Source organism: Dactylosporangium thailandense (assembly GCF_059739745.1).
Genome location: NZ_AP029195.1, coordinates 7644011 through 7657976, shown reverse-complemented (window position 1 = coordinate 7657976; position 13966 = coordinate 7644011). Strand labels below are relative to the sequence as shown.

15 protein-coding genes are annotated in these 13966 nt (G+C 73.1%); 12 read left to right on the top strand and 3 right to left on the bottom strand.

Going from position 1 to position 13966, the window contains the following annotated elements; genetic code table 11:
- The first annotated feature begins 40 nt into the window (after positions 1-40).
- From AC6JBM_RS33975 to AC6JBM_RS33950, 6 genes are all read left to right on the top strand, one after another.
- On the top strand, positions 41-904 hold the full coding sequence (locus tag AC6JBM_RS33975) for a DUF58 domain-containing protein (protein WP_497986571.1): 864 nt from the start codon (positions 41-43) through the stop codon (positions 902-904).
- Positions 901-1851: a VWA domain-containing protein gene (locus tag AC6JBM_RS33970; RefSeq protein ID WP_350615316.1), complete on the top strand. Its 951-nt coding sequence runs from the start codon at positions 901-903 to the stop codon at positions 1849-1851. The genes AC6JBM_RS33975 and AC6JBM_RS33970 overlap by 4 nt, the downstream gene beginning before the upstream one ends.
- A 390-nt stretch (positions 1852-2241) precedes the next feature.
- On the top strand, positions 2242-2946 hold the full coding sequence (gene fabG / locus AC6JBM_RS33965) for a 3-oxoacyl-[acyl-carrier-protein] reductase (protein WP_350615318.1): 705 nt from the start codon (positions 2242-2244) through the stop codon (positions 2944-2946).
- Positions 2947-2972: 26 nt separating this feature from the next.
- The gene (fabI, locus tag AC6JBM_RS33960; protein ID WP_497978078.1) at positions 2973-3746 is read left to right on the top strand and encodes an enoyl-ACP reductase FabI; all 774 of its coding nucleotides are present in this window, start codon (positions 2973-2975) and stop codon (positions 3744-3746) included.
- Positions 3747-4167: 421 nt separating this feature from the next.
- Complete coding sequence (locus AC6JBM_RS33955) at positions 4168-5172, top strand: ferrochelatase (protein WP_497978077.1); 1005 nt, start codon at positions 4168-4170, stop codon at positions 5170-5172.
- A gap of 32 nt (positions 5173-5204) precedes the next feature.
- Positions 5205-5984: an HAD-IIA family hydrolase gene (locus AC6JBM_RS33950; RefSeq protein WP_497978076.1), complete on the top strand. Its 780-nt coding sequence runs from the start codon at positions 5205-5207 to the stop codon at positions 5982-5984.
- Between the two features lie 13 nt (positions 5985-5997).
- Here the strand turns inward: AC6JBM_RS33950 and AC6JBM_RS33945 are convergent, their stop codons facing one another.
- Positions 5998-6780: an Rv1486c family protein gene (locus tag AC6JBM_RS33945; RefSeq protein WP_350615322.1), complete on the bottom strand. Its 783-nt coding sequence runs from the start codon at positions 6778-6780 to the stop codon at positions 5998-6000.
- A 75-nt stretch (positions 6781-6855) separates the two neighbouring features.
- On the opposite strand from AC6JBM_RS33945, the gene AC6JBM_RS33940 reads away from it, so the two are divergent.
- Positions 6856-7662 carry a DUF3097 domain-containing protein gene (locus AC6JBM_RS33940; protein ID WP_497978075.1) on the top strand — a complete coding sequence of 269 codons (807 nt, stop codon included), beginning with the start codon at positions 6856-6858 and terminating at the stop codon, positions 7660-7662.
- 9 nt (positions 7663-7671) lie between these two features.
- Here AC6JBM_RS33940 and AC6JBM_RS33935 read toward each other — a convergent pair whose 3' ends face one another.
- Positions 7672-8982 carry a serine hydrolase domain-containing protein gene (locus AC6JBM_RS33935; RefSeq protein WP_497986570.1) on the bottom strand — a complete coding sequence of 437 codons (1311 nt, stop codon included), beginning with the start codon at positions 8980-8982 and terminating at the stop codon, positions 7672-7674.
- A gap of 120 nt (positions 8983-9102) precedes the next feature.
- Here AC6JBM_RS33935 and AC6JBM_RS33930 point away from each other — a divergent pair, with 120 nt between their 5' ends.
- From AC6JBM_RS33930 to AC6JBM_RS33915, 4 genes are all read left to right on the top strand, one after another.
- The gene (locus AC6JBM_RS33930; RefSeq protein ID WP_350615325.1) at positions 9103-9537 is read left to right on the top strand and encodes an NfeD family protein; all 435 of its coding nucleotides are present in this window, start codon (positions 9103-9105) and stop codon (positions 9535-9537) included.
- Between the two features lie 5 nt (positions 9538-9542).
- Positions 9543-10664, top strand: a complete 1122-nt coding sequence (locus AC6JBM_RS33925; protein WP_497978074.1) for an SPFH domain-containing protein — start codon at positions 9543-9545, stop codon at positions 10662-10664.
- A gap of 145 nt (positions 10665-10809) precedes the next feature.
- Positions 10810-11421, top strand: a complete 612-nt coding sequence (locus tag AC6JBM_RS33920; RefSeq protein WP_497978073.1) for a TetR/AcrR family transcriptional regulator — start codon at positions 10810-10812, stop codon at positions 11419-11421.
- A gap of 53 nt (positions 11422-11474) precedes the next feature.
- Positions 11475-12716 carry an MFS transporter gene (locus tag AC6JBM_RS33915; protein WP_497978072.1) on the top strand — a complete coding sequence of 414 codons (1242 nt, stop codon included), beginning with the start codon at positions 11475-11477 and terminating at the stop codon, positions 12714-12716.
- A gap of 90 nt (positions 12717-12806) precedes the next feature.
- Here AC6JBM_RS33915 and AC6JBM_RS33910 read toward each other — a convergent pair whose 3' ends face one another.
- A complete protein-coding gene (locus tag AC6JBM_RS33910) occupies positions 12807-13607 on the bottom strand; it encodes a TrmH family RNA methyltransferase (protein ID WP_497978071.1) in 801 nt (266 codons plus the stop codon).
- A 104-nt stretch (positions 13608-13711) separates the two neighbouring features.
- Between AC6JBM_RS33910 and AC6JBM_RS33905 the strand changes: the two genes are divergently transcribed.
- Positions 13712-13966, top strand: coding sequence for an AfsR/SARP family transcriptional regulator (locus tag AC6JBM_RS33905; protein ID WP_497978070.1), 255 nt, complete (start codon positions 13712-13714; stop codon positions 13964-13966).

The following is a 13966-nucleotide window of genomic DNA, read 5'->3' as shown; positions in this document are numbered from 1 at the left end:
CGGCCTGGACGACGCCCGCGCGGAGGTCGTCCTCAACCGCATGCAGCTGCTCGTCACGCGCAAGCTCGACGGGCTGCTGCAGGGCGACTACCTCGGCCTGCTGCCCGGGCCGGGCACGGAGGCGGGGGAGTCGCGGGAGTACCGCCCGGGCGACGACGTGCGCCGCATGGACTGGCCGGTCACGGCGCGCACCACGCTGCCCCACGTCCGCCAGACCGTCGCCGACCGCGAGCTGGAGACCTGGCTCGCCGTGGATCTGAGCGCCAGCCTCGACTTCGGCACCGCGCAGTACCTCAAACGGGACCTCGCGGTGGCCGCGGCGGCCGCGGTGGCCCACCTGACCGTGCGGGGCGGCAACCGCATCGGCGCCGTCGTGGGGACCGCCGACGACCTGACCCGCCTGCCCGCCCGCCCCGGCCGCAAGGACGCCCAGGGGCTGCTGCGCACGATCGCGCTCACCCGGGGCCGGCCCGGCCGCGCGGACCTCGGCGCGCTCATCGACATGCTCAACCGGCCCCCGCGCCGGCGCGGCCTGGCCGTGGTGATCTCCGACTTCATGACGCCGCCGGAGCAGTGGGCGCGCCCGCTGCGCAAGCTCGGCGTGCGCCACGACCTGCTCGCCGTCGAGGTCGTCGACCCGCGGGAGCTGGAGCTGCCCAACGTCGGCGTCATCGCGCTCGTGGACCCGGAGACGGGCCGGACGCACGAGGTGCAGACGGCCGACCCGAAGCTGCGCCACCGCTACGCGCACGCGGCCGCCGCCCAGCGGGCCGAGATAGCCTCGGCCCTGCGCGGCGCCGGCGCGGCCCATCTGCGGCTGCGCACCGACTCCGACTGGCTCCTGGACATCGTCCGGTTCGTCGCGGCCCAGCGACACGCTCGAACTCGAGGTACGACCCGATGATCCGTCTGCTCTCGCCGTGGTGGCTGCTCGCCCTGATCCCCGTCGCGGGGGTCATCGGCATCTACATCTGGCGGCAGCTGCACCGCCGCGCGTTCGCGGTGCGCTTCACCAACGTCGACCTGCTCAGCAGCCTGGTGCCCAAGGGCATCGGCGCGCGCCGGCACGTCAGCGCCGCGGCGTTCCTGCTCAGCCTGGTGATCCTCGCCTTCGGCCTGACCCGCCCGTCGGTCGACACCAAGGAGCCGCTGGAGCGGGCCACCATCATGCTCGCCATCGACGTGTCGCTGTCGATGCAGGCGACCGACGTGGCCCCGACGCGCATCGACGCGGCCAAGTCGGCGGCGATCGACTTCGTCAAGCAGCTCCCGCCGAGCTTCAACGTCGGGCTGGTCTCCTTCGCCAAGACCGCGAGCGTGCTGGTCTCGCCGACGAAGGAGCGCAGCTCGGTGATGCAGGCCATCGACGGCCTGACCCTGCAGGAGTCCACGGCGACCGGCGAGGCGGTCTTCACGAGCCTCGACGCGATCCGCACGGTGCCCGCGGACGGCGCGGCCGGCCCGCCGCCGGCCCGGATCGTGCTGCTCTCCGACGGCTTCCGCACCGCGGGCCGCTCGCTGGAGGACGCGTCCGCGGCGGCGTCGGCGGCCAACGTGCCGGTGTCGACGATCGCCTTCGGCACCGACGAGGGCGTGGTGCGCATCGGCAACACCCCGCAGCGGGTGCCGGTCGACCGCCCCTCGCTGCAGAAGGTGGCGGAGGTCACCAAGGGGTACTTCTACGAGGCCGCCAGCAAGGACGAGCTCAAGCGCGTCTACTCGGACATGGGCAGCTCCATCGGCTTCCGCACGAAGCCGCGGGAGATCACCCAGTGGTACCTCGGGTTCGGGTTCCTGCTGGCGCTGTGCGCGGGCGGACTGAGCCTGTTGTGGGGCTCGCGTCTGCCCTAGTGGGCGCCGACCAGGTAGAAGAGCGCGGCCACCCAGGCGGCGGCCAGGAAGAAGCCAACGGGCGCGACGAAACGGCTCACGAGATGCTCCAACGGGTGTTGTCTCAGACAGAAGGAGAGAACAGACACACGGAAGCCGTGGCGGGTGATCTGCTGCTACCGGCCACGACTGGAGGGATCGCTACTTCGCACAGCGATCACCTCCTGGGAGCAGCTGCCGTGCCGGACGGTCAGCGAAAGGAACCCAGCCGTCAATACGGCCGGGTGCCGGACGGCCCCAATGCTACGCCCTGTCGCCAATCCCGGCATCAGCCGCCCGGCGCATTGGGACCTACCATGCGGTAGCACCTACGCTCCCTACAGATTTCCACGAGCTTTGAAAGGCGGCACCGTGGCGAGGACCGTACTGGTCACCGGCGGGAACCGGGGCATCGGACTGGCGATCGCGCAGGCGTTCGCCAAGCAGGGTGACCGCGTGGCGGTGACGCACCGCGGTTCCGGGGCTCCGGAGGGTCTCTTCGGCGTGCAGTGTGACATCACCGACAGTGCCGCCGTGGACGCCGCCTTCACCGAGGTGGAGAACGCGCTCGGCCCGGTCGAGGTGCTCATCGCCAACGCCGGCGTCACGCAGGACACGCTGCTGCTGCGCATGAGCGAGGAGCAGTTCACCGGCGTCGTGGACACCAACCTGACCGGCTCGTTCCGCTGCGCCAAGCGCGCCGCGAGCAAGATGCTGCGCGCCCGCTGGGGCCGGATCATCTTCATCTCCTCGGTCGTGGGCCTCTACGGCAGCCCGGGCCAGGTGAACTACGCCGCCAGCAAGGCCGGCCTGGTGGGCATGGCCCGATCGATCACCCGCGAGCTCGGCAGCCGCAACATCACCGCCAACGTGGTCGCGCCCGGGTTCATCGAGACGGACATGACGGCGGTCCTGCCGGAGGCGACGCAGGCCGAGTACAGGAAGAACATCCCGCTGGGCCGCATGGCGAAGCCCGAGGAGGTCGCCGACGTGGTGACCTTCCTGGCGAGCGACGCCGCGGCCTACATCACCGGCGCCGTCATCCCCGTGGACGGCGGCCTGGGCATGGGCCACTGACTACTTTCTAGGGAGATTGCGCAATCATGGGTGGACTTCTCGAGGGCAAACGGCTGCTGATCACCGGGATCATCACCGACCAGTCGATCGCCTTCGCCGCCGCGAAACTCGCCCAGGAGCAGGGCGCCAAGGTCGTGCTCACCGGCTTCGGCCGGCTGTCGCTGGTGGAGCGCATCGCCAAGCGGCTGCCGCAGGAGGCGCCGGTGATCGAGCTCGACGTGACCAACAAGGAGCACCTCGACGGCCTGGCCGACAAGGTGCGCGAGCACGTGGACGGCCTCGACGGCGTGCTGCACTCCATCGCCTTCGCCCCGCCGTCCTGCCTCGGCGGCGACTTCCTGACCGCCCCGTGGGAGGACGTGGCCACGGCGGTGCACGTGTCGACGTTCTCGTTCAAGTCGCTCGCCGTCGCCTGCCTGCCGCTCATGGGCACCGGCGGCTCGATCGTGGGCCTGGACTTCGACGCGACGCGGGCCTACCCCGTGTACGACTGGATGGGCGTGGCCAAGGCCGGCCTCGAGTCGACGTCGCGCTACCTGGCCCGCGAGCTCGGCCCGCGCGGCATCCGCGTGAACCTGGTGGCGGCGGGCCCGCTGCGCACGATGGCGGCGAAGTCGATCCCGGGCTTCGCCGTGTTCGAGGACACCTGGGCGAAGGCCGCGCCGCTGGGCTGGGACCTCTACGACCAGGAGGCCGCGGGCAAGGCCTGCTGCGCGCTGATGTCGGACTGGTTCCCGGCCACGACGGGCGAGATTGTGCACGTCGACGGCGGCTACCACGCCATCGGTGGCACCTCCTGAGCATGATTTCTGCTCGGGTCCGCGTCAGTCGCTGACCGTTGCTCCCGCCAGACAATGGGCGGCCCTGAGGACCTTCGGCCGGAGAGGGCCGCCCAGCCAGGTCCGCGGTGCCAAGAGCAGAATCCCGCGCCCGGCCGGACGACGCCGCCGGCGCCGCGGGATGCCTACGCTCCCGTCGTGCCGGCTGTTGCGGTGCGGCGGGAGGTCGCCTGGTCCGGGCTGCTCCGGGGCGGCCCGGTGCCGCCTGGCCGCCCGGCGCTCACCCGGCTGCGGTGGATCGGGTGTTGCCGGCGGCGGTCATCCGGCACCACGCCCAGCAGCCGCGGCACCGCCCAGGGATCGGGACACGGGGCGAGTTCGAGCGCCCGGCGGGGTGAGGTGGCGGGCGAGGGGTGAATCGCTCAGGAGCACAATGGTGCGCGTGGCTTACGACGCGTTCCTCCTGCTCTCGTTCGGCGGTCCGGAGGGGCAGGACGATGTCCTGCCGTTCCTGGAGAACGTGACCCGCGGCCGGGGCATCCCGCGCGAGCGCCTGGAGGCCGTCGCCGGGCACTACCGGCACTTCGGCGGGGTCTCGCCGATCAACGCCCAGTGCCGCGAGCTGCTCGACGCGCTCCGGCCGAGGCTGGACCTGCCGATCTACTGGGGCAACCGCAACTGGCACCCGATGCTCGCCGACACCGTGCGGCAGATGCGCGACGACGGCGTGCGGCACGCGATCGCCTTCGTGACGAGCGCCTACGGGTCGTACTCCTCCTGCCGCCAGTACCTCGACGACATCGACCGGGCCCGGGCCGAGGTGCCGGGCGCGCCGGTCATCGACAAGATCCGGCACTACCACGACCACCCCGGCTTCATCGAGCCGCACGCCGACGCGGTGCGGGCGGCCCTGGCCACCCTGCCCGGGCAGGCGCCCGCGCGGCTGGTGTTCACCGCGCACTCCATCCCGGCCGCCATGAACGCGGCCAGCGGGCCCGGGGGCGCCGGGCGGTACGAGGCCCAGCTGCGCGAGGCCGCCGCCCTCGTCGCCGAGCGGGCCGCGCCGCGGCTCGAGTGGGACCTGGTCTGGCAGAGCCGCTCCGGGCCGCCGCAGGTGCCGTGGCTCGAGCCGGACGTCAACGACCACCTCGAGGCGCTCGCCGGGGCCGGGGTCGCCGAGGTCGTCGTCAGCCCGGTCGGGTTCGTCTCCGATCATCTCGAGGTGATCTGGGACCTCGACGAGGAGGCCGCGGCGACCGCGGCGCGGCTCGGGCTCGCCTACGCGCGGGCCGGGACGCCCGGCGCCGACCCGCGCTTCGCCGACATGGTCCGCGAGCTCGTCGACGAGCGCGTTCTTGCTCACAGTAATGTGCGTCACGCGCTCGGAACCGTCCCCACCTGGGATTTCTGCCCGGCTGACTGCTGCGCGTCACCGAAACGCGCATAGGCTCGAAACGTTGCTGAAGGAGTATGTTGCGCGTGAGAGAACGCAAGCCCATCGAGTCCTGGCTCACCGACATGGACGGGGTCCTCGTGCACGAGGGCGAGCCCGTGCCGGGCGCACCGGAGTTCGTCAACCGGCTGCGCTCGTCCGGCAAGCCGTTCCTGATCCTGACCAACAACTCGATCTACACCGCGCGTGACCTGCAGGCCCGGTTGCGCCGCATAGGGTTCGACGTGCCGGAGTCCGCGATCTGGACCTCCGCGCTGGCGACCGCCGAGTTCCTCGACACGCAGCGCCCGGGAGGCACCGCCTACGTCATCGGCGAGGCGGGGCTCACCACGGCGATGCACGAGGTCGGGTACATCCTCACCGACACCGAGCCCGACTACGTGGTGCTGGGTGAGACCCGGACGTACTCCTTCGAGGCCATCACCACCGCGATCCGCCTGATCAACAACGGCGCCCGGTTCATCTGCACCAACCCCGACGCCACCGGGCCGTCCAACGAGGGCGCGCTGCCGGCCTGCGGGGCGGTCGCCGCGCTGATCTCGAAGGCCACGGGGATCGAGCCGTACTTCATCGGCAAGCCCAACCCGATGATGATGCGCTCGGCCCTCAACAGCATCGACGCCCACTCCGAGACCACCGCCATGATCGGCGACCGCATGGACACCGACGTCCTGTGCGGGCTGGAGGCCGGCCTGGAGACCATCCTGGTGCTCAGCGGCATCAGCACGACGTCGGACGTGGAGCGCTACCCCTACCGCCCCTCGCGCATCATCCCGTCGGTGGCGCACCTGATCGACGAGGTCTGAGCGGCAGCAGCGGCTACAGCAGCGGGGCGTTGCAGGCGGCCACCAGGGCCCGGCGGCAGGCCGTGGTCAGGGGCCGCAGGGCGGCGTCGCGCTGCTGGACCTCGTAGCCGTTGACGGCACCGCCCGGGGCCGCGTGCTCGGCCAGCGCCAGCACGCGGTCGAGGGTGCTGGCGCGCGCGTAGAGCCGCCGCGCCCGCGGGTCGTAGCCGGGCGGGAGGTCCGTCGCGCCGTCCGGCTTGCGGATGGCCTCGATCGCGCCCGCCAGCTCGGGGCGCCACTGGGCGATGTCGAGCTTGGCCAGGGTCCGGGTCGCCGTGACCAGCTCCGCGGAGAGCTCGGCCTCGGCCTCGGCCGCGGTCGGCTCGTGGGCCGGCGGGCGCTCCTGCGGCAGGGCGAACACCTGCCAGCGCACGGTCTCGAACTCGTCGCCCGAGCCCGAGGTGTGCAGGCGGACCTCCGGCACGAAGCCCAGCGGGCCCGCGAGCACCCCCTCGCCGGCCAGCAGCGCCGCGCCCGTGAACGGGCCGGGGCCGGGCAGGCCGCGCGGGTCGCCGGGTGCGGGCAGCACCAGGCGCACCTCGTCCGGGTGCAGCTTCGCCAGCGACGGCAGGGCGTCGGCGAGCGACACGTCGGTCCAGGTGCCGGGGACGTCGGAGACCATGTGCTCCTCGTCGCCGGAGATCTCGGCGGCGGCGTCGTCGCACGGCACCAGGCCGGCGCGCCACGCCCGGACCCATGCCACGAAACGCGCCGAGCGGCGCGCCTGGAGGGTCGCCGCGCGTGCTGCGGGGGACATGGGAGCAAGGGTACGTGCTGACGTGCCGGTATGTCTCGCAGGCGAACAGGCCGTCAGCCGATACGCTTCCCGGCCATGGATGTCCTGGCGAACAACGACTGGCGCCGCCGGCGGGCGGTTCCCGTGGTGGAGGCCGAGCTCGAGCTGGTCGTGGAGGACGCCGACTCGGGGTTCTGCGGGGCCGTGGTCGGCTTCGAGTTCGGCGCGGTCGTGCTGGAGGACCGGCACGGCAACCGGCGCAACTTCCCGCTCGATCCGGCCGCGTTCCTCCTCGAGGGGCGCGCGGTGACCCTGGTGCGGCCCGCGCCGCAGCGCGCCCGGCCGCAGCGGCAGCGCACCGCCTCGGGCTCGATCGCGGTGGCCGGGCACACCGCCCGGGTGGCCCGCCGCGGCCGGATCTGGGTCGAGGGCATCCACGACGCCGCCCTGGTCGAGCGCATCTGGGGCGACGACCTGCGCGTCGAGGGCGTGGTCGTGGAGCCGCTGGACGGCATCGACGAGCTCGCCGCCGCCGTCCGGGCGTTCGGGCCCGGGCCCGTGGCGCGGCTCGGGGTGCTCGTGGACCACCTGGTACCAGGCTCGAAGGAGAGCCGGATCGTCGCCTCGGTGCAGTCGCCGTACGTGCTCGTGACCGGCCACCCGTACATCGACGTCTGGCAGGCCGTGAAGCCCTCGGCCGTCGGCATCCGGGCCTGGCCGGTCGTGCCGCCGGGGCAGCCGTGGAAGGAGGGCGTCTGCGCGGCCCTCGGGGTCGCCGAGCCGGCCGAGCTGTGGCGGCGCATCCTCGCCTCGGTGTCGAGCTTCCGGGACGTGGAGACGCCGCTGATCAACTCGATGGAGCGGCTGATCGACTTCGTGACGGAACCCGACGACGACCTCTGAGGAAGACCCCTACACCGGCCAGGGCTCGCGGGTGAACACGAAGGTCGCGATGTCCAGCGCGACCACCTCGCCCGACGCCGAGCGGCGCACCATCAGGACCTCGCCGTCGTTCTCGCCCGAACGACCCCGCCAGCGGTCCGGCGCCGGCCCGTCGGGCTCGAAGCGCCACGGCGTGTCGCCGGTGGTCAGCGGGGTCACCACGAGCGCGTCGCCGGACCAGCCGGCCTCGTACTCGCGCCCCATCCACCACCAGCGCCCCGTCAGCGGCGCGATCTCGGCCGGCGGGGGCGGCCCCGGGGCCCACGGCACGGACCGGACCGGCTCGCGGTCCAGGACCGTCTCGAGCAGGTCGAGGCCGAAGGCGCTCAGCCCGCCGGGGTGATGCATGGTGTACGCGTTGGCGAAGGCGACCACCGCGGTCCGCGAGGGCCGATGGGCCGCGAACACGGCCACGTAGCCGGGCATCGAGCCGCTGTGGCCCACGAAGACCCGCTCGCCGCGCCGCCACAGCTGGATGCCGAGCCCGTGCCCGGCGCGCCACGACTCGAGGTCGCTGAGCACGAACGGCGCGCACATCTCCGTCATGGTCGCCGGGGCCAGCACCGCCGGGTCCGGGCCGGCCACGAACGCGGCCCAGCGGGCGAGGTCCTCCACGGTCGACCACAGCTGCCCGGCCGGGGCCATCGCGCCGGTGTCCGGGTGCGGCTCCTCGCGCATCTGGTCGAGCCAGGGATGCATGACGTACCCGCGGGCATACGGCTCGGCCGCGGCGTACGTGGTGCGCTCCAGCCCGAGCGGGCGCAGCAGCCGCTTGCCGAGCATCTCGGTCCAGTCCTCGCCGCCCAGCCGGCTCACCACCGCGCCCAGCAGCCCGTAGGCCAGGTTGGAGTAGTGGAAGCCGTGCAGCGGGGGGTACGCCACCTTGTCCGCGGTCAGCGTGGACAGGAACGTCTCCACGTCGGTGCCGCCGTGGCGCTCCCACCAGTCGCCGTCGGGCTCGCGCTGCACCCCGCCGGCGTGCCCGAGCAGCTGGCGCAGTGTCACCGCGCCCACCGGGGTGCCGGGCAGGTGGCGGTACAGCAGGTCGTCGAGGGCCAGCCGCCCCTCGTCGCGCAGGGCCAGGACGAGCGCGGCCGTCATGGTCTTGGTGATCGAGCCGATCCGGAACTGCGTCCCGGGCCGGTAGGGGCCGGCGTGCGCGGTGTGGGCCAGCGCCCCGTCGCGGACCACGCCCGCGACCAGCGTCGGCACCCGCGCGCCGGCGTGGGCGCGGGCGATGAGTTCGTCGATGCGGGCGGTGGTCTCGGGCAGGAGGGGCACGGGGGTCACGATCAGCCCAACTGTCCACATCGCGCAAGGGTGGCGGGACTTTCGCAAGGTTCCCGCAACGGGCGGCCGCCGGATGCGGCACGACGTGCATCGTCGTGACACGATCGAGGGGTGGATGTCTGGCTGATCGTCTGGCTGATCGTCGGCGCCGCGCTCGTCGCGGCGGAGATCTTCACGACCACGTTCGTGCTGCTGATGTTCGCGATCGGCGCGTTCGCCGCCGCCGGGGCCGCCGCCCTGGGGGCCAACGAGCCGATCCAGGCCGTCGTCTTCGCCGTCGTGAGCGCGCTGTCCTTCGTGGCGGTGCGCCCCACGCTGCGCCGCTACATGCAACGCGACGAACGCGACACCCAGATGGGTGTCGAGGCCATCGAGGGTTCGATGGCGCTTGTGATGGAGGATGTGGACACCGACAGCGGCATGATCAAGATCGACGGGGAGTTGTGGCGGGCCCGGCCGTACGACGCCACGCAGACCTTCGCCGCGGGGGAACGGGTCCGGGTGATCGAGATCAAGGGTGCCACCGCAATGGTGTGGAAGGACTGAGCCCAGTGGATCCAAGCGTGTTCCTGGCGGTGGTCGTCATCGCCGCCGCCCTCATCGGCATCATCACCGTCGTCAAGTCCGTGAAGGTGGTGCCGCAGCAGGTCGAGTACGTGGTGGAGCGGCTCGGGAAGTACAGCCGGACCCTCACGCCCGGCCTGAACATCCTGGTGCCCTTCATCGACTCCGTGCGCAACAAGGTCGACAAGCGGGAGGCGGTCGTCAACTTCCCGCCCCAGCCGGTGATCACGTCCGACAACCTGGTCGTCTCGATCGACACGGTGCTGTACTTCAAGGTCGTCGACTCCGTCCGCGCGACCTACGAGATCTTCTCCTACCTGCAGGCCATCGAGCAGCTGACCGTCACCACCCTGCGCAACGTCATCGGCTCGCTCGACCTGGAGAAGGCCCTCACCAGCCGCGACGAGATCAACCGTCACCTCTCCGGCGTGCTGGACGAGACGACGGGCCGCTGGGGCATCAAGGTCACCCGCGTCGAGATCAAGGCGATCGAGCCGCCGCCGAGCATCCGCGACTCCATGGAGAAGCAGATGCGCGCCGAGCGCGACCGCCGCGCCGCGATCCTGCACGCCGAAGGCCTCAAGCAGTCGCAGATCCTGACCGCCGAGGGTGAGAAGCAGGCGGCGGTCCTGCGGGCCGAGGGTGAGCGGCAGTCCCGCATCCTGACCGCCGAGGGCCAGGCGAAGGCCATCCGGACCGTCGTGGACTCCATCCACTTGGCGAACCCGGACTCGAAGGTGATGGCGTACCAGTACCTGCAGTCCCTGCCGCAGATCGCCGCCGGCCAGTCGAACAAGCTGTGGATCCTCCCGGTCGAGCTCACCAAGGCCCTCGAGGGCATCGGGGGCGCCCTGGGCGGGATGGCCACCATGTCCAACGAGGAGCGCTCGCGCCACGTCGACCAGTCCTCGGTCGAGGAGGCCGAGTCCGAGGAGGTCCTGGAGGCCCGGCGCGCCGCGGAGGAGGCCGCCGCGGCGGCCAACGCCGAGGCCGCGGCGGCCGCGGCCCAGGTGTCGGGTGACCAGCCGGCGCGCGAGCTGCCGGGCTCCCCGGGCGCGGCGGCCTCGGCGTTCGGCTCCCTGCCCACGGAGCAGCGCGACAACGCCTGACCGCACGTGTTGCGAGGGCCGCCCGGATCGCTCCGGGCGGCCCTCGCCGACTACGCCTGACCGCACGTGTTCGAGGGCCGCCCGGTTCACTCGGGGCGGCCCTCGCCGTTGCCGCCGCACCCCTGCCGCTTCGTACGATGCGCGGGTGGACAAGGACGGCGCCGCGGGGCGTGAGCGGTCGTACCGCAAGGCCGAGCAGCGGCGGGCGGAGATCCTGTCCCGGGCCATCGAGCTGTTCGCGGAGCGCGGGGTGGGCGCCTCCCTGCGGGCGATCGGGGCGGCGATCGGGGTCTCCCACGCGGCGCTGCGGTACTACTTCTCGTCGCGCGACGAGCTGCTGGTCGAGGTGTACCGCGCGCACGAGCGCCTCGAGCACGCGGACCCGCCGCCGGAGGACATCTCGGCGGTCGCGGTGATGGAGCGCAGCGCGCGGCGCAACCGCGCGATCCCGGGCCTGGTGGAGCTCTACGCCACGCTGACCACCGACGCGCTGCAGGGCGCGCAGCATCCGCTGACGCAGGAGTTCGTGCGCGACCGCTTCCGGGCGGTGCGCGAGCAGCTCGCCGAGCGCGTCCGCGCGGGCCAGCGCGCCGGCGCGATCGCCGCGGACATCGATCCCGCCGACGCGGCGTCGCTGGTCATCGCCGCCTCCGACGGTCTGCAGCTGCAGTGGTTGCTCGACCCGGAGGCGGTGGACGTGCGCCGGGCGCTCGCCCTGCTCGAACGGCTCCTGCCGCCGGGCGAACCTCCCGCTTGACCGAAGATTCTTCCATTGGAAGAATCTGCGGCCGTGACGTGGAGGCCCCGCGGATGACCCTTCCCGAGCAGGTCGAGCCGGCGCTCGGCGAGCCCGTCGCGCCCGCGTCGGCGCTGCGGCTGACCCTCGCCTCCCCGCTGCTGCGCGGGGCCGCGATCGCGGTGTTCCTGTCCGCGCTCGGGTTCTCCGCCGCCGCCCCGCAGATCGCGTCGTTCCTGGTCGACGACCTGCACGCGTCGCTCACCGCGGCCGGGCTGTTCTACCTGACGAACCTGGCCGCGCCGGTGGCCGGATTCCTGATCGGCCGCCGCTCGGACCGCACCGGGCGGCGGCTCGGGCTGTTCCGGGCGTGCGCCGTCGCCGGGTTCGCCGGCTGGGCGGGCATCGCCTGCTCGACCGAGCTGTGGATGCCCTACGTGATCAGCGCGGTGATCGGCGGGTTCGGCGGCGCCGCGACGTCGCAGCTCTTCGCGGCCGTCCACGACGAGCTGCGGGCGCACCCCGGCCCGAACAACGACGGGGTGGTCGCCGTCGTGCGGATGGCCCTGACCGGCGGCTGGGTGGTCGGCCCGGTCGCCGGGTCGTTCCTGGCCGCCCAGACGTCGCTGCGCACCATGCTGCTCGCCACCGCCGTGTGCACGCTGGCCCAGATCGTCCCGCTCGGAACGCTCCGGACGGCCCCCGCCGCCCCGGCCGGTCCGGGCGGCGCGCCGGACGCCGGCCGCCCGGGCCTGCGGGCGATGCTGCCGCTGCTGGCGTTCACCGGCCTCTACGTGCTGGTGTACGCCGGCGAGCCGATCAAGTACGCCTACCTGCCGATCTACATGAACGGGCAGCTGCACTTCGCGGCCGGCGTCAGCGGCGCGATCATCGGCATCCAGCCGCTGGCCGAGATCCTCCTGATGCCCGTCGCCGTGATCGTGGCCCGCCGGACCGGCATGATGCGGCTGATGACCCTCGGCGCCGGGTTCGGCGTCGCGGCCAATCTGTGCTTCGCGTTCACCGGCACCCCGGCCGGGCTATTCGCGGGGCAGATCCTCATGGGCGGCGTCTGGGGCGTCTTCGCCACCCTCGGCATCATCGTCGCCCAGCGCCTGCTGCCCACCGCCGTCGCCACCGCGTCCGCGATCTTCATGAGCTCCACCGCGCTGGCCTCCGCCCTGGGCGGCGCCGCCGGTGGCATCGGCGCCGAGGCGGCCGGGCTCCCGCGCGTGTTCCTCGTCCCCGCGGTGCTCGCGCTGCTGGCCGTCGGCGGGCTCGCCGCCATGGCCCGGTCCACCGATCGCGAACCGTGAACGCCGGCCCTGCCCTTGGCACCGCGGAGGCCGGGATGTCTGGCGGGAGCGACGGTCAGTGACTGACGCGGACCCGAGCCATGACCTTCCTCAGCGGCAGAGCTCGTAGAACGCGACCGCCGCGGCCGCGGCCACGTTCAGGGAGTCGACGCCGTTGTGCATCGGGATGACCACGCGCACGTCGCTCGCCGCCATCGCGGCCGCCGTCAGGCCCGGGCCCTCCGCGCCCAGCAGCAGGGCCGGGCGCTCGCGCTGCGCCGGGGTCAGGTCGCGCATCGCGATGGCGTCGGGGGCCGGGGTCATCGCCAGCACCGTGAACCCGGCGGCGCGCACGGTGGCCAGCGCCGACGGCCACGGCTCCAGGCGGGCGTACGGCACCGCGAACACCTCGCCCATGCTCACGCGCACGCTGCGGCGGTACAGCGGATCCGCGCAGGTCGGCGAGAGCAGCACCGCGTCCAGGCCCAGGGCCGCCGCTCCGCGGAAGATCGCGCCCACGTTGGTGTGGTTGTTGACGTCCTCGAGGATCGCCACGCGCCGGGCGGACGCGAGGACCTCGGCCGCCGTGAGGCCGGGCCTGCGGTGGAACGAGGCGAGGACGCCGCGGTGGACGTGGAAGCCGGTGATGGCCTCGAGCGTCGCCTGGTCGCCGGCGTACACGGGCACGTCGCCGAGGGGCACGTCGCCGAGCTGCGCGACGCGCTTGGCGTCGATGAGGACGGAGCGGATGCGGTAGCCGGCCCGCAGCGCGCGGCGCAGCACGAGCTCTCCCTCGGCGATGAACAGCCCGTTGGGCGGCTCCCAGCGGGTGCGCAGCTCCAGGTCGGTGAGCGCCCGGTAGTCGGCGATCCGGGTGTCGTCGGGGTCGGTGATGGTCTCGGCGGCGTGCACCCGCCCGATTCTGCCTTGCGCCGGGTGGACCGCTCGCCGCCGGGCGAGGCCGGTGCGCGCGTGTGCCATCCTCGGCTGGGGCCGAGCCGTCGTTGAGGAGGAGCGTGGAGTTCCGGATCCTGGGGCCGCTGGAGGTCGTCGCCGCGGGTGCGGCGGTGCCGCTCGGCGGGGCCAAGCCGCGGGCCGTGCTCATCGCGCTGTTGCTGCACCCCGGCCGGTACGTCGCCGCCGACCGGCTCATCGCGGACGTCTGGGGCGACGACCCGCCCCCGAGCGCGGTGAGCGCGCTGCAGAGCTACATGTCGCGGCTGCGGCGGGCGCTGGGCCGCGACGCGCTGGGCCACCACGCGGGCGGGTAG

Bases quoted from the DNA above. Each gene is read 5' to 3' on its own strand.
- AC6JBM_RS33975 (WP_497986571.1), top strand. From the start codon at position 41: ATGCAGCTGCTCGTCACGCGCAAGCTCGACGGGCTGCTGCAGGGCGAC.
- AC6JBM_RS33970 (WP_350615316.1), top strand. From the start codon at position 901: ATGATCCGTCTGCTCTCGCCGTGGTGGCTGCTCGCCCTGATCCCCGTC.
- fabI (WP_497978078.1), top strand. From the start codon at position 2,973: ATGGGTGGACTTCTCGAGGGCAAACGGCTGCTGATCACCGGGATCATC.
- AC6JBM_RS33945 (WP_350615322.1), bottom strand. From the start codon at position 6,780: ATGTCCCCCGCAGCACGCGCGGCGACCCTCCAGGCGCGCCGCTCGGCG.
- AC6JBM_RS33940 (WP_497978075.1), top strand. From the start codon at position 6,856: ATGGATGTCCTGGCGAACAACGACTGGCGCCGCCGGCGGGCGGTTCCC.
- AC6JBM_RS33915 (WP_497978072.1), top strand. From the start codon at position 11,475: ATGACCCTTCCCGAGCAGGTCGAGCCGGCGCTCGGCGAGCCCGTCGCG.